Origin of the sequence: Mycobacterium nebraskense, assembly GCF_002102255.1 — a bacterium.
Classification (GTDB): Bacteria; Actinomycetota; Actinomycetes; order Mycobacteriales; family Mycobacteriaceae; genus Mycobacterium; species Mycobacterium nebraskense.
Window position 1 is genome coordinate 13,404 of the sequence record NZ_LQPH01000010.1, and the last position, 20,656, is coordinate 34,059.

At 68.0% G+C, this 20,656-nt stretch carries 21 protein-coding genes; 9 read left to right on the forward strand and 12 right to left on the reverse strand.

What is annotated here, in order from left to right:
* Positions 1-15: 15 nt before the first annotated feature.
* Complete coding sequence (locus AWC17_RS01130) at positions 16-1,611, reverse strand: PucR family transcriptional regulator (RefSeq protein WP_047322199.1); 1,596 nt, start codon at positions 1,609-1,611, stop codon at positions 16-18.
* Between the two features lie 81 nt (positions 1,612-1,692).
* Between AWC17_RS01130 and pruA the strand changes: the two genes are divergently transcribed.
* The 3 genes from pruA to AWC17_RS01145 all read left to right on the forward strand — a co-directional run bounded on the left by pruA (position 1,693) and on the right by AWC17_RS01145 (position 5,108).
* Positions 1,693-3,324 (forward strand): L-glutamate gamma-semialdehyde dehydrogenase, encoded by a 1,632-nt coding sequence (gene pruA / locus AWC17_RS01135; RefSeq protein ID WP_046184660.1) that lies wholly within the window; start codon positions 1,693-1,695, stop codon positions 3,322-3,324.
* On the forward strand, positions 3,324-4,286 hold the full coding sequence (locus AWC17_RS01140; RefSeq protein WP_046184659.1) for a proline dehydrogenase family protein: 963 nt from the start codon (positions 3,324-3,326) through the stop codon (positions 4,284-4,286). Before pruA ends, AWC17_RS01140 begins: the two co-directional genes overlap by 1 nt.
* Before the next feature lie 75 nt (positions 4,287-4,361).
* The gene (locus AWC17_RS01145; RefSeq protein ID WP_046184658.1) at positions 4,362-5,108 is read left to right on the forward strand and encodes an MBL fold metallo-hydrolase; all 747 of its coding nucleotides are present in this window, start codon (positions 4,362-4,364) and stop codon (positions 5,106-5,108) included.
* A gap of 4 nt (positions 5,109-5,112) precedes the next feature.
* On the opposite strand, the gene AWC17_RS01150 is transcribed toward AWC17_RS01145, so the two are convergent.
* Genes AWC17_RS01150 through AWC17_RS01190 form a run of 9 tightly spaced genes read right to left on the reverse strand, consistent with a single transcriptional unit; the run spans position 5,113 to position 12,279 of the window.
* The gene (locus AWC17_RS01150) at positions 5,113-5,709 is read right to left on the reverse strand and encodes a TetR/AcrR family transcriptional regulator (RefSeq protein WP_276038228.1); all 597 of its coding nucleotides are present in this window, start codon (positions 5,707-5,709) and stop codon (positions 5,113-5,115) included.
* 17 nt (positions 5,710-5,726) lie between these two features.
* Entirely contained in the window at positions 5,727-6,179 is a 453-nt protein-coding gene (locus AWC17_RS01155; protein WP_231588600.1) for a zinc-binding dehydrogenase, read from the reverse strand.
* A gap of 24 nt (positions 6,180-6,203) precedes the next feature.
* Positions 6,204-7,373: a lipid-transfer protein gene (locus tag AWC17_RS01160; protein ID WP_046184656.1), complete on the reverse strand. Its 1,170-nt coding sequence runs from the start codon at positions 7,371-7,373 to the stop codon at positions 6,204-6,206.
* Positions 7,370-7,825 (reverse strand): MaoC family dehydratase, encoded by a 456-nt coding sequence (locus AWC17_RS01165; RefSeq protein WP_046184655.1) that lies wholly within the window; start codon positions 7,823-7,825, stop codon positions 7,370-7,372. The genes AWC17_RS01160 and AWC17_RS01165 overlap by 4 nt, the downstream gene beginning before the upstream one ends.
* Positions 7,822-8,943, reverse strand: coding sequence for an acyl-CoA dehydrogenase family protein (locus AWC17_RS01170; protein WP_046184654.1), 1,122 nt, complete (start codon positions 8,941-8,943; stop codon positions 7,822-7,824). The genes AWC17_RS01165 and AWC17_RS01170 overlap by 4 nt, the downstream gene beginning before the upstream one ends.
* A 10-nt stretch (positions 8,944-8,953) precedes the next feature.
* On the reverse strand, positions 8,954-9,352 hold the full coding sequence (locus tag AWC17_RS01175; RefSeq protein ID WP_046184653.1) for a Zn-ribbon domain-containing OB-fold protein: 399 nt from the start codon (positions 9,350-9,352) through the stop codon (positions 8,954-8,956).
* Positions 9,352-9,897, reverse strand: a complete 546-nt coding sequence (locus tag AWC17_RS01180) for an FAS1-like dehydratase domain-containing protein (protein WP_046184652.1) — start codon at positions 9,895-9,897, stop codon at positions 9,352-9,354. The genes AWC17_RS01175 and AWC17_RS01180 overlap by 1 nt, the downstream gene beginning before the upstream one ends.
* A gap of 14 nt (positions 9,898-9,911) precedes the next feature.
* Entirely contained in the window at positions 9,912-11,099 is a 1,188-nt protein-coding gene (locus tag AWC17_RS01185; RefSeq protein ID WP_046184651.1) for an acyl-CoA dehydrogenase family protein, read from the reverse strand.
* Positions 11,100-11,103: 4 nt separating this feature from the next.
* Complete coding sequence (locus AWC17_RS01190) at positions 11,104-12,279, reverse strand: cytochrome P450 (RefSeq protein ID WP_046184650.1); 1,176 nt, start codon at positions 12,277-12,279, stop codon at positions 11,104-11,106.
* A gap of 200 nt (positions 12,280-12,479) precedes the next feature.
* Here AWC17_RS01190 and AWC17_RS01195 point away from each other — a divergent pair, with 200 nt between their 5' ends.
* Entirely contained in the window at positions 12,480-13,949 is a 1,470-nt protein-coding gene (locus tag AWC17_RS01195; RefSeq protein WP_046184662.1) for an aldehyde dehydrogenase family protein, read from the forward strand.
* Positions 13,946-16,333, forward strand: a complete 2,388-nt coding sequence (locus AWC17_RS01200; RefSeq protein ID WP_085164152.1) for a CaiB/BaiF CoA transferase family protein — start codon at positions 13,946-13,948, stop codon at positions 16,331-16,333. Before AWC17_RS01195 ends, AWC17_RS01200 begins: the two co-directional genes overlap by 4 nt.
* Here the strand turns inward: AWC17_RS01200 and AWC17_RS01205 are convergent.
* Positions 16,323-16,736 carry a VOC family protein gene (locus AWC17_RS01205; protein ID WP_052742846.1) on the reverse strand — a complete coding sequence of 138 codons (414 nt, stop codon included), beginning with the start codon at positions 16,734-16,736 and terminating at the stop codon, positions 16,323-16,325. The two genes, AWC17_RS01200 and AWC17_RS01205, sit on opposite strands and share 11 nt — an antisense overlap.
* Complete coding sequence (locus AWC17_RS01210; protein ID WP_046186762.1) at positions 16,733-17,275, reverse strand: carboxymuconolactone decarboxylase family protein; 543 nt, start codon at positions 17,273-17,275, stop codon at positions 16,733-16,735. The genes AWC17_RS01205 and AWC17_RS01210 overlap by 4 nt, the downstream gene beginning before the upstream one ends.
* A 116-nt stretch (positions 17,276-17,391) precedes the next feature.
* On the opposite strand from AWC17_RS01210, the gene sigI reads away from it, so the two are divergent.
* From sigI to AWC17_RS01230, 4 genes are all read left to right on the forward strand, one after another.
* Entirely contained in the window at positions 17,392-18,282 is an 891-nt protein-coding gene (gene sigI, locus AWC17_RS01215; protein ID WP_046186761.1) for an RNA polymerase sigma factor SigI, read from the forward strand.
* A gap of 120 nt (positions 18,283-18,402) precedes the next feature.
* Positions 18,403-18,792: a nitroreductase family deazaflavin-dependent oxidoreductase gene (locus tag AWC17_RS01220; RefSeq protein ID WP_052742845.1), complete on the forward strand. Its 390-nt coding sequence runs from the start codon at positions 18,403-18,405 to the stop codon at positions 18,790-18,792.
* A 13-nt stretch (positions 18,793-18,805) separates the two neighbouring features.
* Positions 18,806-19,678: an alpha/beta fold hydrolase gene (locus tag AWC17_RS01225; RefSeq protein ID WP_047322210.1), complete on the forward strand. Its 873-nt coding sequence runs from the start codon at positions 18,806-18,808 to the stop codon at positions 19,676-19,678.
* Between the two features lie 58 nt (positions 19,679-19,736).
* Entirely contained in the window at positions 19,737-20,645 is a 909-nt protein-coding gene (locus AWC17_RS01230) for an alpha/beta fold hydrolase (protein WP_046185746.1), read from the forward strand.
* Positions 20,646-20,656 lie beyond the last annotated feature (11 nt).

Here is a 20,656-nt window from a genome sequence, read left to right on the forward strand (position 1 = left end):
GGTTACCGCCTCCAGCTACGGTGCACCCGGGAGTCGCAAGCCCAGCGAAAACAGCAGCCGCACCTCGGGATCAGCCAGCGAAGTCGACATCAACTTCTCGATGCGCCGCACGCGGTAGCGAACCGTGTTGGGATGCACGTGCAGCGACTGCGCGGCGGTGGCGACGTCGCCGAAGCTGTCCAAATACACCCGCAGGGTTTCCGCCAGCACCGGCTCCCGGGCGCGCAGGCCGACGATTCGCGGATCGACCAGTCGCTCCTCGCGGCCCACCAAAGTCAGGATCTCGTCGAGCAGGACGGTGGTGCGTGCCTCGGCCAGCGACGTCACCTGAGGAATCGAAATGGGGTGGCGCGCAGCGCTGTCCAGCACGCGGTCCAGCTCGGTGCGCGCCGCGGCGATCCCGGCGAGGCCGGCGACCGGGGCGGCGACGGCGGCCCGGAGCTGCACCCCGAGCTCGGTGCGCATTGCTGCGATGGTGCCGCGCACCCATGAGGTGGCCGAGCGGGTCTGCGTCTCGGGCAGCAGCACGTAGATTCGCGATCCACGCGAGGCGATCTGGGCATCCCGCCGAAAAGCGCTGGCGCTCAGCGCCATTACGTCGGCCAACCGCGCCTGACGGGGCGCACCGTCCGCTGGGGTGTCCGCGGCGTCAAAGCCGATCAGCGCCGCGTCGCCGTCGGCGGCGAGGCCGAGTTCGCGGGCGACGGCGGCCACGTCGGGTTCACCGTCGGTCAGGCCCAACAGCTGCTGCACCCGCAGCGCCTGCGTGGAGGGCCGCGCCGCCAACCGCGCCATGATGCGCCCGGCCAGCACCGCCGCGCCCCGCAACATGGCCTCGGCGTCGTCGGCCAGCGGTTGCGCGCCCTGCTGCACCCAGATCGTGCCGGCGAACACCGGCGGTCGCCGCTCGTCCACAGCGGGCTGATAAATCCCGACGGCCAGCCGCGGACGCAGGCCCAACTCCGGGCGCTCGGCCACGCGCACCACCCCGTCGCTCGCCCGCAGCGCATCGAAAATGCCCCACTGGCCGATCCATTCGAGATGCTCGGGCGGCCCCGCCCTGCCCAGGATGGAGAGGCGGCGCAGCTCGTCGGCTTCGTCGTTGGAGGCCGAATAGGCCAGCACGTGCGATTGGGCGTTCTCGATGCTGACCATGCCGTGGATGCGGTCGGCCAGCGACTGCGCCAAACCGAACAGGTCGGTGCCCGAGTCTTCGGTCGCATCGGCGCGGTCCCCGTGGTGTTCCAGCACGTGATTGACCAACTGGTAAAGCCGCTCCCAGCGGGCCCGCGGCTCGACGGCCACCACCGCCGACCCGGTCCCTACCGCCGCGCTCACCAACGCAGTCGACGGCTCCTTGGCGAAGATCGCCACCGGAACGCGTCCGCGGGCCTGCTCGTCCATCCACCGCAGCGCCTCGTCGTCGGCCACACCCAGCAGGAAGAACACGTCGGCCGAGCCCGCGGCCGCCGCGAGCCCGAGCCGCACGTCGTCGCTGTCGATCAGCGCGGCCGAACCCACCGGAAGGTCCAGCCCCCGGGGCGCTTCCACCAGGCTGACCAGGGTCGCGTCCAGCGCGAGCAACAGCTGACCCAACCCCACACCGGCCATTGTCCGATCGTACTACCAAATGGCCACGATCCTGTCCGATCGGCTAACTCGAGGAGCGGCCAGGGCGAGGATCCTGGCAACATGGACGCGATCACCCAGGTGCCGTTGCCGGCCAACGAGCCGGTCCACGACTATGCCCCGCAATCCCCGGAACGCAGCCGGCTGCGCGCCGAATTGGCCGCGTTGGCCGATCACCCGGTCGACCTCCCGCACGTCATCGGCGGTAGACACCGGATGGGCGACGGTGACCGCATCGACGTCGTCCAGCCGCATCGGCACGCCGCCACGCTGGGCACCCTGACCAACGCCGTGCATGCCGATGCGGCCGCGGCGATCGACGCCGCCATGGCCGCGAAAGACGCCTGGGCGGCCCTGCCCTTCGACGAGCGCGCGGCGGTGTTCCTGCGGGCCGCCGATCTGCTGGCCGGTCCGTGGCGCGAGAGGATCGCCGCCGCAACGATGCTCGGCCAATCCAAGTCCGCCTACCAGGCCGAGATCGACTCGCCGTGCGAGCAGATCGACTTCTGGCGCTTCAACGTGGCCTTCGCACGTCAGATCCTGGCGCAGCAGCCGGTCAGCGGGCCCGGGGAATGGAATCGCAGTGACTACCGCCCGCTGGACGGATTCGTCTACGCGATCACGCCGTTCAACTTCACCTCGATCGCCGGCAACCTGCCGACCGCGCCGGCGCTGATGGGCAACACCGTGGTGTGGAAGCCGTCGATCACCCAGACGCTGTCGGCCTACCTGACCATGCAGCTGCTCGAGGCCGCGGGATTGCCGCCCGGCGTGATCAACCTCGTCACCGGCGACGGCTTCGCGGTTTCCGACGTGGCGCTGGCCGACCCGCGGCTGGCCGGCATCCACTTCACCGGGTCGACCGCCACCTTCCAGCACCTGTGGCAGCAGGTGGGCGCCAATATCGGCCGCTACCAAAGCTATCCGCGGCTGGTCGGCGAGACCGGCGGCAAAGACTTCGTAATGGCACACCCGTCGGCGCGGCCGGATGTGCTGCGCACCGCGCTGATTCGTGGTGCGTTCGACTACCAGGGGCAGAAATGCTCGGCGGCGTCGCGCGCCTTCATCCCGCAGTCGGTGTGGCGGCGGATGGGTGACGACTTCCTGGGCGAGACCGCCGCGTTGCGCTACGGCGACGTCACCGACCTGACCAACTATGGCGGCGCGCTGATCGATGAGCGGGCGTTCGCCAAGAACGTCAAGGCCATCGAGCGGGCGAAGGGCGCGGCCCACGTCACCATCGCGGTGGGCGGCGAATACGACGACAGCGTGGGCTATTTCGTGCGTCCCACGGTGTTGCTGTCCGACGACCCCGCCGACGAGGCGTTCGCCACCGAGTACTTCGGTCCGCTGCTGTCGCTGCACGTCTACCCCGACGACGACTACGAACGAATCCTCGACGTGATCGACACCGGTTCGCGCTACGCGCTGACCGGCGCGGTCATCGCCGACGACCGCCAGGCGGTGCTTGCCGCGCAGGAGCGCCTGCGCTTCGCCGCCGGGAACTTCTACGTCAACGACAAGCCCACCGGCGCGGTCGTCGGGCGTCAGCCGTTCGGGGGTTCGCGCGGCTCGGGCACCAACGACAAGGCCGGATCGGTGCTGAACCTGTTGCGCTGGACGTCGGCCCGCACCATCAAGGAGACGTTCGTCCCGGCGACCCACCACACGTATCCGCACATGGAGGCGGACTGATGGGCGGCGTGTTCGCCAGCACCCTGCGGCCGGCGATCATGGCCGCCAGCCGGCGACCAGGGTTGCGCCGGGCCGCCGAAGGGCTGCCGGTCACCCGTCGTGTGGTGCACCGTTTCGTGCCCGGCGAGACGATCGGCAGCGCGCTGGACAGCGTTGCGGCGCTTCGCTCTTCGGGCCGCTATGTCAGCATCGACTATCTCGGTGAAGACGTCACCGACGCCGACGACGCCGGCGCGGCGGTGCGGGTTTACCTGGACCTGATCGACCGCCTGGCCCGGTTCGGCGATCACGCCGCCGTTCGGCCGCTCGAAGTTTCTCTGAAGTTGTCGGCCCTGGGGCAGTCGCTGGATCGCGACGGCGAGAAGATCGCCCGGGACAACACCTGGGCGATCTGCGCGGCGGCGCAGCGGGCCGGCGTGTGGGTGACGGTGGACGCCGAAGACCATACGACGACGGACTCGACGCTGGCGATCGCGCGCGACCTGCGCCTCGACTTCGGATGGCTGGGTGTGGCGTTGCAGGCATACCTGCGGCGCACGCCCGGCGATTGCGAGGAATTCGCGGCGGCCGGGGCGCGTATCCGGCTGTGCAAGGGCGCCTACGACGAACCGGCGGCACTGGCCTACCGCGACCCCGCCGCCGTCACCGAGGCGTACCTGCGTTGTCTGCGGGTGTTGATGGCCGGCTCGGGCTATCCGATGGTGGCCTCGCACGACCCGGCGGTCATCGAGGCGGTGCCCACGCTGGCGCGCGAAGCAGGCCGGAGCGCAACCGATTTCGAGTACCAGATGCTCTACGGCATCCGCGATGGCGAGCAGCGCCGGCTGGCCGAATCCGGCAACCAGGTCCGCGTCTACGTGCCATTCGGCACCCAGTGGTATGGCTACTTCATGCGCCGACTGGCCGAGCGGCCCGCCAACCTGACCTTCTTCTTGCGGGCGCTGGCGCGGCGCGGCCACTGAGTGCCCTTGACCGCACACCTCAAAGCCCACGGTGCGCACTCGCGACGGCCAATATGCCGGCGTAACGTCTCGGCCATGAGCCTGGTGATCGACGAGATGCCCGACCTCGGCGTCACGCGAGTCTCACGCTGGGTCTTCAACTGTTACGTCGTGCAGGGTCGTGATGGCCTGGTGGTCATCGACGCTGGCCTACCCAAAGTCGCCACCGATCTGGAGACGATCTTGAATCGGGTCGGCGGCACCGTGCATGCCGTTGTGGCCACCCATGGACACAGCGATCACGTCGCCGGCGCGGCGGAACTGACCGCCCGCTATCCCGCGCCAATCTGGTTGCCCGCCCTCACCCTTACGTATTTCGACGGAGCAAAACCGCGCACGCCTACCCCGGCTCGCGCTGCACGTATCTGGCCTACCCTCGTCGACCAGCCGCTCGATCGGATCGGCCTGACCGGCCTGCTCGGCGGCGTCCGGGTGGCGGGATACGGCACGCCGGCCGGGATGCGCTGGACGGGGGCACCGCCGCACGGTGGGCTTGCCGACGGCCAGTCGCTGCCCGGCGCGCCGGATTGGACCGTGATCAAGGCGGGCGGACACACCGATGACAGCATCGCGCTGTGGAATTCAGCCACCCGGACGCTCTTGTCGGGCGACGCCGTGCTGACGGCCCGCGGCAAGGTCTGGCACACACCGGAAATCGTCGACGCGGCCAGCGCCGCCGACACCCGAAAGCGACTGGAAGAGCTACCGGTTGCGCACCTGTTGCCCGGCCACGGGCGGCCGGTTCACGCTACCGAGACCGTCTGGCCGCAACAGCGCCGCTGAGCGGCTATCCGCGGCGGGGCCGCGGGCGGTCACCCGCGAATCCGCGCACCACATGCGCGCGCACGAACTCGGCCGCCACCTCGGGATCGTCCATGTCCCGGATCGAGGACGGCGTGCTGAAGAGCGAGAACAGAATGCGCGCAAACCATTCCCCGGCGGCCTCGACGTCGAGGTCCTTGCGCACTTCGCCCGTCAGGCGGGCGGCGGACAGGTAGGGCGCGAAGAAGTCGACGCACTCGCGCAGCAGCACGGCGGCATCCTTGGTCAGCAGCAGGCTGACCGCATCCTCGTCGAAGTACTTCTCCGACGCGATGGACCGCCGCGCCTGGGTCACGAAAACCGCGGCCTGGCTCAGCTTTTCCTCGAGCGAGCCGCCCCGGTCCATGGCTTTGGACATCTCGCGATAGAAGCGCTCGGACGCGTGTTCGGCGCACGCCTCGATGATGGCGGCCTTGTCGCTGAAGTACTCGTAGATGGTGCTGCGGGACACCCTGGCCGTCCGGGCGATGTCGACGATCGTCGCCTTCTGCAACCCCTGCTTGCCGAAGCAGGCGTACGCGGATTCCACGATGAGCTCGCGTGTATCGGCCGCCTGTGTCAATGCGGAAGCTTGAGTCGTCACGGCACCAACGCCCCCCTGGGCACCAGCCCCGCATCGGCCGAAGCGAAGGCGGCGTTGACGTCGGCCAGGCGGAATGGGTCGGGCATCAGGCGGTCGAACGGAAAGCTGGTGTGCTGCAGGAAGGTCAAGCCGATCGCCAGCGTGACGGGATCGTAGAACATGACGCCGCGCACGGACTTGTTGCCATAGACCAGCGCGCTCGGATCCAGCTCGAACGTCCGCCCCACGCCGACGTTGCCGACCTCGAGCAGCGTGCCGCCGTTGTTGAGGAATCCGATCCCGTCGGGAATGACGCCCGGCGCGCCGACGACCTCGAGCACCCAGTCGGCGCCGATGCCGTCGGTGCGCCTGCGGACCTGCTCGGTGACCTCCGTCGTCGAGATCCCACTGGCGTCGATGCAATGGGTGGCGCCCCCGCCGTGGGCGGTCAGCAGTGCGAGCTTGGGCATATTGTGCTCCTCCCTCAGGCTCGTCTAGTCCGAGGGCGCCAGGATCAACCCGCTGGTGGGCACTCCGGTGCCCGACGTAACCAACACGTGTTCGACGTTGTCGACCTGGTTGCACGACGTGCCGCGCACCTGGCGAACCCCCTCGGTGATGCCGTTCATGCCGTGGATGTAGGCCTCGCCGAGCAACCCGCCGTTGGTGTTGATCGGGAAATCGCCACCCAGCGAGAGCCGCTCTAGGGTGGCGAAATCCTTCGCCTCGCCGCGGCCGCAGAACCCGAGCTCCTCGAGCTGGGTGAACACGAACGGCGTGAAATGGTCGTAGATGAAGGCGGTTTGGATGTCTTGCGGCTTGAGGCCCGAGTCGCGCCACAGTCTCTGGGCGACCACGCCCATCTCGGGGAGGCCGGTGATGTCGTCGCGGTAGTAGCTGGTCATCATCTCGCCGTTACGGGCCGCGCCCTGGGCGGCCGCGGTGATGATCGCCGGCGGCTGGCGCAGGTCGCGTGCGCGTTCCGCACTGGTGACCACCAGCGCCACCCCGCCGTCGCTCTCCTGACAGCAATCCAGCAGGCGCAGCACCGGTTCGACGATCCAGCGTGAATTCTGGTGGTCTTCCAACGTGATCGGGCGCTGGTAGAACCAGGCATCGGGATTGCGGGCCGCGTGCGCACGGTCGACGACGGCGATCCTGCCGAAGTCCTCGTTGGTGACCCCGTACGTCGACATGTAGCGCTGGGCATGCATCGCGACCCAGGCCGCCGGGGTGAGCAATCCGAACGGCGCGTAGTGCGCCATGAACAGCGGGGTCCCCAGGTCGGTGCGTCCGCTGCCACCGAACCGCATGCCGGACCGCTCGTTGAAGGCGCGCCAGCACACCACCACCTCGGCGACGCCCGTCGCGACGGCCATCGCGGCGTGCACGACGGTGCCGGCGGCGGCACCGCCGCCGTGGTGCACGCGGGAGAAGAAGCTCAGATCGCCGATGCCGATATTGCGGGCGATCTCGATCTCGTCGCTGGAATCCATGGTGAAGGTGACCATGCCGTCTACGTCACTGGGCGCCAGGCCGGCATCGTCGAGCGCGGCGCTCACCGCCTCGCACGCCAATTGCAGTTCGCTGCGGCCGGATTCCTTCGAGAACTCGGTCTGGCCGATCCCGACGATGGCTGCGGCGCCGGGCAGCGAGCTGCTCACGCGCCCGCCCCGTCGAGCAGGCTGAGGACCGCCGTGCCCGAGACGTGATCGCCCAGGCTGTTGGAGCCCTTGAAGGTCACCTCGACGAAGTTCTCGCCTCCGCTGCCTTCGGTTTTCCCGGTGACGCTGCCGGTGAAGCGCAGCGGGTCGTCCGGAAAGCACGGCACGCCAAGGCGGATCGACAGGTTTTTCACCATCGCCTCCGGTCCGGCCCAGTCGGTGAGGAACCGCACGCAGTAGCCGTTGGTGGTGAGGATGTTCATGAACAGATTGGGCGAGCCCTGCTTGTTGGCGTAGTCGCGGTCGTGGTGCACCGGCATGAAGTCGCGGGTAGCGATCGCCCCGGCGACGATCATCGTTGTGGTGATGGGGATCTCGAGCGGGGTGACCTCGTCGCCGACCGAGATGTCGGCCCAGCGCAGGGTGGTGGTGCGGCTCGCGGTGGTCGTCATGCGTGTCCTTCCGAATACGTTTCGCCAAGCTGGGCCAGCTGCGCCGCGGCCGGGCCGAGCGTGAGCTCGTTGTGCTTGGCCCACAAGAAGTAGCGGTGCAGGAGATAGGTGGTGTCGATCCCGATCCCGCCGTGGACGTGTTGGGCGGTGGCGGCGACGCGCGCGCCGGCCTCTGCGGCCCAGAACTTCGCGATGCGGGCGGCGCGGCCGGCCTCTTTTAAGGGCCGCCCGTGCGCGATCAGCCACGCCGCGTGCCACGTGGTCCACCGGATCGCCTCGACATCGATGAACGCGTCGGCCATGCGCTGCTGCACGGCCTGGAAGCTGCCGATGGGCCTGCCGAATTGCTCGCGGCCCGTGGTGTACTCGGCCGCGATCCGCAGCGCCCGCTCCGCGACGCCGAGCTGAATCGCGCACAGCGCGACCAGCGCGCGGGTGCACAGCGACTCGATCAGGTCCGGCCCGGCGAGCCTGTCGGCGTCCGAGACCGTTGCGCCGTCGAGGTGTAAGTCGGCGTGCGGTTCGCGGTTCGTGGTGGTCGCCGGCCGGATCTCGACGCCGTGGGCATCGGTCGCCAACAGGAACAGGCCGGCCTCGCCGTCGTCCATCGAGGCCGGGATCAAAACGGTATCGGCGATTTGCGCGGCAGGAACCAGCTCCTTGACGCCGTCGAGCCGCCAATTGCCGCCGTCGCGGCGTGCGGTGGTGGCCGGCACCGTCGCATCGGAGCGGCCCGGCTCGGCCAACCCCGCGGTCAGGATGCGGTTTCCGGCGACGACACCCGGCAGGAAACGTTGCTGCTGTTCGGGATTGCCGTGCCGCGCGATGGGGTCGGCCCCAAGCGCCAGCGTCGCGTAGGCCGGTACCGGCGCGACCGCCCGGCCCACCTCGGCCAGCAGCACCCCGAGCTCGACGAAGCCACCGCCGTTACCGCCCAACGACTCCGGCAGCGCGGTGCCCAGCAGGTCGGCGGCCGCAAGCTCTTTCCAAAGTGCGTCGTCGAAGCGACTGGCACCGGCTTCCAACTCGGTGAGACGCTCCTGCGTCGCCCGGCGCTCGAAGAGGTCGCGGGCGAGCTTGGAGACGGTCTCCTGCTCTTCGGTGAAGGTGAAGTCCATGAGCCCTCGCCTAGGTGGCCGGCCGGAACTGATGCAACACCAGGTCGTTATCGAAACTCTGGTAGTACACCTCGACCGGCATTCCGGTTGTCACGTCGGCCGGGTCGATGCCGGTCAGATTGGATACCAGCCGCACCCCCTCCTCGAGTTCCACCAGCACGACGACGTAGGGGTACTCGAAGAACGGAAACTTCGGCTCGTGCGGCATCACATAGCTGTAGACGGTGCCGCGGCCCGACGACTCGACGGCGTCCCAGTCCAGCGACCGGCAGTGCGGGCACATCGGGCGCGGCGGGTGGCGCAGCTGCCCGCAGCCGCCGCAGCGCTGGATCAGGAGCTTGTTCTCCCGCAATCCGTTCCAGAAGAACTCGGTGTCGCCGGTGATGGCCGGCGCCAGTCGGACCGCCATCAGCGCTCCGGCCTGAATCGCAGCACCCGGAACCGCTGCCTGCCCAGCACTTCGCCGTTCTGGTCGGTGTAGGTGGTCAGCCAGGTCAGGAAGAAGCCGGTGCCCAGCGCCGTCTTCTTTTCCTCGGAGACAGATTCGTACACCGTCGTCGCGCTGATGACGTCACCCAGGCGCGGGTAGCGCTCGATCTCGAACTCCGAGTTGGTCGCCACCGTGCTGGTGTAGCCGGCTTCATCGAGGAATGCCGTTGGATTGCTTTTGATTTCGATCGGCGCGCCACCACGCTCGCCGATGCCCTCCAGGATCGGCGACGGCATCGTCCAGGTCTGCAACATCACCGGCGGAGACACGATGCCGCCGAACCGCGACTTCTCGGCGAACTCCGGGTCGAGGTAGACGGGGTTCATGTCGGCCATCGCGTACGCCCAGTGGCGGATCATCGGCTGGTTGACCGGATCCGGGGCCAGCGAGGGCTTTCCGGTGCCGCCGGTCGGCTGGCCTACGAGGGCCCGCACCTTGGCGCTGACGGATTCTGAGTCGGTCACTTAAGGCTGTCCTCCTATGTTGCGGTGGCGCGAAGGTCACGGGGAGCTCGCGGCATGCCCAATCCGGCCATGGCGATGATGTCACGCTGAATCTCGTTGGCGCCGCCACCGAACGTATTGATGACTGCCCATCGATACGCGGTTTCCAGCGCGCCGCGCAGCGGTGCATCGGTGCCCCGGCGTACCCCGTTGTGGTCGAGCACTTCGAGCAGCTGGCGGGCGACCTGCTGGGTCAGCTCGGTGCCGAACACCTTCGCGGCGGAGGCTTCCCCCATGTCGAGCACGCCCTTCGTCATCGCCGCGTTGACCCGCATATTGACAAGCTTGTACGCGGCGACCTGTGCCTCGACCCTTGCCAGGGCGAGCTGCACCCACGGCTGGTCGATGACGCGGCCGCCGTCGAGCTCGGTGGTGGTGGCCCACTCCAGCGTTTTCTCGAACAGCGGCTCGAGTGCGCCGAGATTGCCCAGGGCGGCGCGTTCGAAGTTCAGCTGTGTGGTGATCAGCTGCCATCCTTGGTTCTCGCCGCCCACCAGCGCACTGGCCGGGACCCGCACGTTGTCGTAGAACGTGTAGAAGGTCGAGATGCCCGGCATGGTGTGCAGCGGCTGCCACGAGAACCCGGGTGACGACGTGGGCACGATCAGGATCGAAATTCCCTTGTGCTTCTTGGCATTCGGATCGGTGCGTGCGGCCAGCCAGATGTAGTCGGCGTAGGCGGCGCCGCTGGTGAACATCTTCTGCCCATTGATCACGTAATCATCGCCGTCACGCACCGCGGTAGTGCGCAGCGATGCCAGGTCGCTGCCCGCCCCGGGCTCGGAGTAGCCGATCGCGAACTCGACACTGCCGTCCAGGATCGCGGGCAGGAACTTCTGCTTCTGCTCCTCGGTACCGCATTGCATCAGCGTCGGCCCGACCGTATTGAGCGTCACCAGCGGGATCGGCGCGTTGACCCGCTGTGCCTCCTCGGAGAAGATGAACTGCTCGATCGCCGAGAAACCCCGTCCGCCATACTCTTTGGGCCAACCGACGCCGAGTAGATCGGCTGCGGCCAGCGCGCGTACGCACGCCCGCACTTCGGGGCCCCCCTCCATCCGTTCGCTGAGCGCGAGGGACCGTTCGGGCGTCATCACCTGTTCCAGCGCGGCGCGGATCTCGGCGCGCAGCTGCTCCTGCTCGGGCGAGTACTCCAGATCCATCGGCTCAGGCCCCCAGCCGCACCGGCATGCGCTTTACCCCGGGCACCATGGTGGCACGCATCCGGTCCACCTCGCCGACCAGCTCCAGCCTGGGGAAGCGCCGCAGCAGCTCGTCGAACATGACAGACGCCTCCAGGCGCGCCAATTGCGCACCCACGCAGGAGTGTTCACCGCAGCCGAACGCGATGTGCGGGTTCGGGTGCCGGGTCACCTTGAACTCCTCGGAGTCGGCACCGAAGATGTCCTCGTCCCGGTTGGCCGATCCGTACAGCATCACCACCACGTCGCCCTCGGCGATCCGCTGCCCCCGGATCTCGACGTCGGCCGTCGCGGTGCGCGCCATGTGCACCACCGGACTGTTCCAGCGCAACATCTCTTCGACGGCGGCCGGGATCAGCGACCGATCCTCGACGAGCAGGCGACACTGGTCGGGGTGGGCGATCAGCGCCAACGTGCCCAAAGCGATGAGATTGCGGGTGGTTTCGTTGCCGGCCACCAACAGCAGGAACGCGAAATTGAGCAGGTCTTCATCGGTCAGCCGGACACCGTCGATCTCCGCGCCTGCCAGCACCGACAACAGGTCGTCACGCGCATCGGCGCGCCTGGCCGCGATCAGCTTCTGGAAGTACTCGAAAAGCTGCCCCATGGCAACCAACGGGTCGAGTTCGATCTCCGGGTCGGCGCTTCCGGTGGCGGCGTCCGACCAGGCCCGGAATTGCTCCCAGTCATCCGCCGGGGCGCCGATGAGCTCGGCGATCATCCGGGTGGGCAGGGGAGCGGCGATCTCATCGGCGAACTCGTGCACGGAATCCGGTTCGATGCCGTCGAGGATCCCCCGCACGATCTCGCGGATCTTCGGCTCGAGGACGGCCACCCGCCGCCGGGTGAACCCCGAGTTGATCAGCTTGCGCAACTGCCGGTGCCGCGGCGGGTCGGTGAAGATGAGGCTGCCCGGCTGGACCGGGCTCGGCTGTTGGGGATCGGGGATGGTGATGCCCCGGGTCGACGAGAACAGGGCCGGGTTGCTCGACACGAAGCGGATGTCCTCGTACTTCAGCAGCGCCCAGAAATTGGTGACGTCGTTCCAGCACACCGGCGCCGTCGCGCGCAGCTCGCGGTACGCCGGGTACGGATCGCCCGCGTAGAAGTCAGGGGAGTGCAGTGGAAAAGTGGTCCGCACGGCGGCCTCCCTGAGCAGACGATCCGACACATGGACGCAATGTGTCTTGCGGCCTTGTGTCTACCCCGCGTCGCCCACCCCTGTCAATACCGCCGCGAAACCGCGCAATAGCGTGTAATTCGCGCAGTTGGTGATTGACGGCACGGGAGCATGGGTGTACACCAAGTGGTTAGATGACTGACGTTCGGGTGAGGAAGCGCATGACCGAGCTACAGACTCCGGGATCTCTTGTCGACACCTATCAGCTCTATATCGATGGGAGATGGGTCGAGCCGGAGGACGGTCGCTACGACGACGTCAACCCGGCCACCGAACAGTCCATCGGCACCGCGCCCGACGCGAGCGTCGCCCAGGTCGGCGCGGCGATCGACGCCGCGCGCCAGGCGTTCGACAGCGGGCCGTGGGGCCGCATGGGTCCGGACGAGCGGGCCGGCTGCCTCAATCAGCTCGGTGAGGCCCTGCTCAAGCACGCGGACGAGATCTTCGCGCTGTCACAGGTCGAATGGGGCTGCGTCACCAACGAGCGCATGATGCAAATCGACGGCGCCGGATACATGTCCATGCACGCGGCCCAGCTCGCCACGAAGCTGATCGACGAGCCGGTCACCGGGATCGGCGCCGGAACGACGCTGCTGCGCCGGGAACCGCTCGGGGTCGTATCGATCCTGACGCCGTGGAACTTCCCGCACTGCCTCAACGTCATGAAGGTGAACAACGCGCTGGCCGCGGGCAACACCGTCGTGCTCAAGCCCTCACCGCTGACGCCGCTGGCCGGGCTGGCCCTCGCGCGCATCATCGACGAGGAGACCGACATCCCGCCGGGCGTGGTCAACGTCGTCACGCCCTCGGGCCTCGAGGCCGCCAAACTGCTCACGACGGATCCGCGCATCGACATGATCAGCTTCACCGGCAGCTCCGCCGTCGGTTGTGAGGTCATGCGGGCCGCCGGCGACGCCATGAAGCGGTTGTTGCTGGAGTGCGGTGGGAAGTCGGCAAGCATCATCCTCGACGACACGCAGGTGACCGACGAGATGCTGCGGCAGATGCTGTTCGATTGCTGCTCGTTGCACGCCGGGCAGGCCTGCATCCTGCACAGCCGGCTGCTGCTTCCCGACTCGTTGCACGACGACGTCGTCGACCGGCTCGTCGCGCTGGCCCGCGACGTGAAGGTCGGTGACCCCACGGACCCCACGGTGGAGATGGGGCCGCTCATCAGCGCGGCGCAACGCGAGCGCGTGCAGGCGCATGTCGACGGGGCGGTCCACGACGGAGCGAAGCTGGCGACCGGCGGCGGCCGTCCCGCCGGCCTGGACGTCGGCTTCTACTTCGAACCGACGATTCTCACCGGCGTGCAACCGGATTCGACGATCGCCCAAGAAGAAGTGTTCGGTCCGGTGCTCTCGGTGCTCCGCTACCGCGACGACGAGGACGCCGTCGCGATCGCGAACAACTCGTGCTACGGCCTCTCCGGCGCCGTGTGGGGCGCCGACGTGGACCGGGCCGTCGCGATCGCCCGGCGCATGCGCACGGGCCAGGTCGCGGTCAACGGCATCGGGCCGGGGGATGCGCCGTTCGGCGGCTTCAAGCTGAGCGGGTTCGGCCGGGAGAGCGGCGGAATCAGCGGACTGCACCAGTACATGGAGGTGAAGGCCATCGGAATCCCGGCATGACGGCACCCCTCGCCGGACTCCACGTCGTCGAACTCGCCAACGAAATATCAGGTTCTTACGCCGCAAAGCTTTTCGTCGACCTCGGCGCCGAGGTCACCAAGATCGAGCCGCCCGCCGGAGATCCGCTGCGCCGATGGGGACCGTTCCCCGGAGGACCCAAGGGAGTCGCCGACCCGGAGCGCTCCGGCCTGTTCCACTACCTCAACGCCGGAAAGTGCGGCGCCACTCTCGATTTGGGCCAGCCGGACGATCTGGCGGCCGCCCGCGAACTCATCGCGCGGGCGCACGTGCTCATCGAGGACTTCGTGCCGGGAACGCTGGAAAGCTGGGGGCTGGGCCCGGACGCCTTGGGCCGGCTGAACCCAAACCTGGTGCTGCTGCGCATCTCTGCGTTTGGTCAGTGCGGACCGTGGCGCCAGCGGCGGGCCACGGCCCTGACCGTGCAAGCGGCGTCGGGCTGGATCAGCGCCCGGGATCCGGACCGTCCACCGGTACAGGTCGGCGCCCGCATCTCCGAATACGTCGCGGGCGGCTACGGCGCGCTGGGCGCCCTGACCGCGCTGCGGCTGCCGCCCGCCGGCCGGGTCAGAGAGGTCGACGTCTCCCAATTGGAGGCGCTGCTGTCGACGCTGCCCTACCCGATGCTGATGGCCCAGCGGATGCAACGCCTGGGCCTGCCCCCCAACCTGCGGTCGGCGCCCATGCTGGGCGTCGTCCGGGCCGCCGACGGGTGGGTGGGGATCAACTGCCTGACGGGTCAGCACTGGCTAGACGTGTGCGCGATGCTCGGCCTGCCTGAGTACGGCGAGCAGCAGATCGCGATCATGCTGGGCGGCCCGGAGCGCGAAGAGTTCTTCCGTAAGGCGCAGCCTCTGCTCGCCCACCAGACCGTCGCCGAAATCGTGGAACTCGCTCAGGCACTGCGCATCCCGGCCGCCCCGGTCAACGACGGGGCGACCGTGCTCGACTGCCCGCAGTACGCCGAGCGTGGGTTCTTCGTGCAATCGGGCGGGCCCGGTTGGTCGTTCAAGCGGCCCGGGGCCGCGTTCCGGTTCTCGAAAACCCCGGTGCCACAACCCCGTCCGGCGCCCCGACTAGTGGCGATCGCAAGCGCGGCGGTGGGGGCACCTCCCGCTTGCGGGGGACCGGGCGCTGCGGGTCGCCACCATCGGACGCGCCCCGAGCCCTGGGCCACCGACGCCCGATCGCTTTCCGTAACCGAAGGGCCGCTGACCTTCTCCGGGCTGCGGGTCCTCGACCTGACCACCTTTTGGGCCGGCGCCTATCTGACCTGCTACCTGGGCGCGTTCGGCGCCGACATCGTCAAGGTCGAGTCGATCCAGCGGCCGGACGGGCACCGCTACTCCGGCGCCTTCGCCTACGAGGGCGACGACTGGTACGAACGCAGCCCCATTTGGCAGGGCACCAACCTCAACAAGCGCGACCTCACCCTCGACCTCACCTCGGAACGCGGCCTCAACATCGCCCGGCGCCTGGCCGCCGAGGCCGACGTGGTCGTGGAGAACTTCTCGCCCCGGGTGGTCGAGCAGTTCGGCTTGGACTATGAGTCGCTGGTTGCACTGAACCCCGACGTGATCGCCGTGCGGATGCCGGGATACGGCCTGCAGGGTCCGTGGCGCGACTACGTCGGCTGGGCGCTGAACTTCGAGCAGACCTCGGGAATGTCGGCGGCCACCGGCTATCCCGACGGCCCGCCGTGCAACCCGCAGGGTCCCGCCGATCCGATCGTCGGCGTGCACGCGGGAGTCGCGCTGCTGGCCGCCCTCGAGCATCGGAGCCGCACCGGGGTGGGTCAGTTGATCGAAGTCGCGCAGATCGAGGTAGCCGCCTGCGTGACCGCCGAACCGGTGATCGAGTACTCGATGACCGGTGTCGTGCGCCCGCGCGAGGGCAACCGGCGGCGCGGCTGTCTGCAGGGTGTCTACCCGACCAGCGCCGAGGGAGTGTGGGTGGCGCTGTCGCTGCCCGACGACGGGCGGCTCGACCACGACGTCTTCGACGAGCTGGTCGCCGCGTGGACCCGCACGCAGACCGCCGCGCAAGTCGTGGAAACCCTACGCACACAGGGCATACCGGCGGAGCGGGTGATCACCGGCGATCAGATGTACGACGCTGACCTGATCGGGGCCCAGCTCGACGCGCGCGGCTACTACGAGGAGTTGGTCCATCCGATCACGGGGCCGCACCGCTATCCGGGCTGGCCGTTTCGGATCACCCCCGGCCCGGCCCGCCACCACCGCGCCGCCCCGCCGACACTGGGGCAGCACAACGACGAAGTCCTGGGTGGTCTGGGCCTGTGCGCGGACGAGGTCGCGAGCCTGCGGGCGGAGCGGGTCATCGGTGAGCGGCTGCTCAACGCCTGAAATCCGCTGTGGTGGAGGTCGAAACGTTGATGAGGTGGCCGTGAGGGTCGCGCAGTAGCATCGACCTTCTGCCCCACGGATGCGTTGTGGGCATCATCACCCAGGTCGCACCAAGGGTATTGATGCGCGAATATTCATCGTCGACGTCGGCGGCCGTGAAGTCGAGAATCATCTCGCCGTCGTGTGCCGCCAGGTCCGCCTCCTCTACGGCACGCGACGTACGGTCCTCGGTGAATCCGACTCGGGAAAATCCGACCGACGCCGGACCCGCCGGCATCTCGAGGTAATGGTCATTGAATGGCACCGAGACGCCCAACAGCGCCGCATAGAACGCGGCGATCGGTTCGATCGCTGCCGAGACGAAGCGCACCTGCGCCAGCTCGAGCCGCGGCTCTGGCGTCATACCGCAACCGGAACGTCGAGCTCGGTTTCCGCATAGTTGAGGAAGAAGGCGGTGAACACGGCCAGGCCCAGATACGCGAAGGCCTCCGCCAGCTGTTCGTCGCTCCAGCCGGCGTCGAGGGCCTTGCTCCACGTGGCATCCGCGACCTTCCCGCGGTTGGCGGCCGCCTCCCTGACCAGTCCGGCGATCGCGTCGATCTTGTCGTCGCCGGTGGCGCTTCCGGCACGCAATGCCGCGATCTGCTCGTCGGTCCATCCCGCCAGCTGCGCCAGCCGACTGGTGATCCCGACGACGTAGTCATTGCCGACGGCGCTGCCCGCCGCGAGCATGAGGCCGGCGGACAACTGCGGACCGAGTGTGCCGTGTTCGGCGGTCGCCGTGCGAAGCGATGTGTAGGAGATGAACACCGCTGGGGAGTGCGCCATCTGGGCATGCACATTCAGCGGGCGGCCGGTCGGCGAAAACTGGATAACGTGTTCCAGCAGCCCGCGGCAGGCGTGCGGTGCGTCGTCCACGGTGTGTGTGGGTATTCGGCTCATTTTTCGACCTCGTCTGATCGGTTTCGATGGGTGACTGCAAGGACGGCGCAGCGCCCCGAAATGTGACTGCGGGGGCCGCAATGTCACATTCGGCCGGTTCATCCCGTCTTGAACTTATGGATGCTCAGGACGACCGGGTCAGCGGTGCGTGGAAGGCGAATCGCGCCTATCTGGTGGATCTCGCTTTCCGGATGCTGGGCGATGTCGGGACGGCCGAAGATGTGGTGCAGGAGGCATTCTTTCGGCTGCTGAAGGCACCGGTCGGTGGCATCAACGACGAGCGTGGCTGGCTGATCGTGGTGACCAGCCGGCTCTGCCTTGACCACATGAAGGCGGCGTCGTCGCGTCGTGAACGCCCGCAAGACATCGCCGAACAACGACACGACCGCGATTTGTCAGCCATCGATCCCGCCGATCGAGTGACCCTCGACGAGGAGGTTCGGCTGGCCCTGCTCATCATGCTCGAACGCCTCAGTCCCGCAGAGCGAGTGGTGTTCGTATTGCACGACGTCTTTCAAGTGCCCTTCGACACCATCGCCGCCACGGTCGGAAGCCACGCGCCCGCATGCCGGCAATTGGCGCATCGGGCCCGGCGCAAGATCGGCGGGTCTCGATCGGAAAGCTCGGCGGGCTCCGGTGTGGTGGAACCGGCCCAGCATCGTCTTATCTCCAGGGCATTCATCGAAGCATGTTCGACGGGTGACCTCGACGCGCTGATGGCTCTGTTGGATCGCGATGTCTCCGGTGAAATCGATGCACGCGGTGGTGTCATCGTCGTCGGCGCCCACCAAGTCGGCCTCAACATTCTGCGTTACTGGGGCCGGGCCGATACCGTCCTGGTCGCCCAACCGGTATGCGGTCAGCCCGCGATCCTGGCGTTCGTCAACCGCCGGCTTGCCGGTCTGCTGGCGCTGACGATCGACGATCGGAGGATAACCAAAATCCATGTCCTCGTGCGTCCGTCGGCGCTCGACCCGTTGCGCGCCGAACTCGGCGGGGCGCGCTAGCGTCACATAATTCCCGGTCTTTTCGTCCTTAGATACATGACTACGCCAGCACGACAACCACATTCGGAGACGACCAACGAACAGTTCGTCGCCGTAGGACCCTCGCGGACCGTCAGGCTGGTGATCAAGCCATTGACCAAACTGCTCAACCCGCTCGTCAAAACGGTCGCCGGACGACGTTTGGTCCCGATGATGGCCCGGGTTCAGCACGTCGGTCGCCGGTCCGGCACCGTCTACGTCACCCCGACGAGCGCCGCCGTCGCGGGCGACGCGATCGTGGTGCCGTTGTCGTTCGGCAACCGGTCGGATTGGGCGTGCAACGTACGGGCCGCGGGGCACTGCATCGTGCAGCTACGCGGCAGGCGCTATTACGCTGCGCAACCCCGATTCGTCGATGGGGTAGACGCAAAGCAGTTGGTGCACCAGGCGTTCAACGCCATCGAACGATTCGGATTCAAGCTGCTGGGCGTCAGGCAGTTCTTGCTGCTTCGCAGTCAAACCATCGGATGAAGGAGCTTTCCTCATGAAAACACTTACGGTACTTGATCGCCCAAGCTGGCTACCGTCGTCGGCGTGGCCGTGGGAGACGTACGCGCTGAGTCAAGACCGAGGTCGCATCGCGGTCACCGATATCGGCGGCGGGCCGACCTTGTTATTCGTCCACGTCGGAAGCTGGAGCTTTGTTTGGCGTGATGTATTGCTGCGCCTACAAGACAATTTTCGCTGCGTCGTTGTTGATGCACCCGGTTGCGGACTCAGCGACCGGTTGCCACTCCCGACGCTTGCCGAAGCGGGCGAGGCCGTCGCCGCCGTCATCGATGCGCTGCAGCTGCGCGACGTTACGCTGGTTGCCCACGATCTCGGCGGGCCGGCCGGGTTTTTGGCCGCGGCGCGGCGCGCCGACCGAGTCGCGGCCCTGGCCGCGGTCAACTGTTTCGCGTGGACGCCCACGGGCCCGGCCTTCCGGGGCATGCTCGCCGCGATGGGGAGTGCCCCCGTCCGGGAGCTGGACGCCGCCACAGGCGTGCTCCCTCGCATAACGTCGACCAGCTTCGGGGTCGGCCGACACTGGAGCCGTGCGGACCGCGCGGTCTTCCGGGCAGGCATCGACGCGTCGGCGCGTCGCGCCTGGCACGCCTACTTCCGAGACGCGCGCGGCGCGCCCGAACTCTACGCAGAAGTCGACGCCGCTTTGCGGAATGACCTCACCGACCGGCCGCTGCTGACGGTCTTCGGCCAGTTCAACGATCCCCTGCGGTTTCAGCCGCGTTGGAAGGCATTGTTCCCAGCAGCGCGCCAGTTGAAGGTCCGCCGCGGCAACCACTTTCCGATGTGCGACGACCCCGACTTGGTGGCCGCGGCCCTGACGTCATTTGTTCGGCCGCCACACTCCTAGCCGCCTCTCGGGCCCGTGAGCCTTTGGTAAACCGGGTGTCACATGCAAGGCTGCTGACATGGTCATCGAGATCGCCCGCCCCAAGCTCGAAGGAAACGTCGCCGTCGGCGAGGACCGCCAGATCGGATTCGCCGAATTCGGTGACCCGCAGGGCCGGGCGTTCTTCTGGCTGCACGGCACCCCCGGCGCCCGCCGCCAGATTCCCACCGAGGCCCGCCTCTACGCCGAGAACCACAAGATCCGCCTGATCGGCCTCGACCGCCCCGGGATCGGCTCGTCGACACCGCACCGGTACGAGAACATCCGGGCGTTCGGCGACGACTTGCGCACGATCGCGGACACGCTGGGCATCGACAACATGGCCGTCATCGGCCTGTCCGGCGGCGGTCCGTACGCGCTCGCGTCCGCCGCGGTGCTGCACGACCGGGTCGTCGCGGCCGGCGTCCTCGGCGGCGTCGCGCCCTTCCTCGGCGACGAGGGGATCACCAGCGGCTTGATGAACCTGGGCAAGCGGGTGGCGCCGCTGCTGCGGCTGGGGGGCGACCCGCTGCGGATCGGCGCGAGCCTGGTGGTCCGGATGATCCGTCCGGTCGCGAATCCCGCGCTGTATCTGTACGCCGCGATATCGCCCGAGGCCGATCGGCGCCTGCTGACCCGGCCCGAGTTCGGAGCCATGTTCCTCGACGACCTGCTCAACGGCAGCCGCAAGCAGCTGGCGGCCCCGTTCAACGACATCATCCTGTTCACCCGGGACTGGGGATTCCGGCTCGACGAGGTCAAGGTCCCGGTGCGCTGGTGGCACGGCGACAGCGACCACATCGTCCCGTTCGCGCACGGCGAGCACGTCGTGTCGTTGCTGCCCGACGCCGAGCTTTTCGTGCTGCCCGGTGAAAGCCACCTCGCGGGGCTGGGCCGCGGCGAGGAGATCCTGTCCACGCTGACGAAGATCTGGGACGAGCAGCACTGACGCTGCGGGAG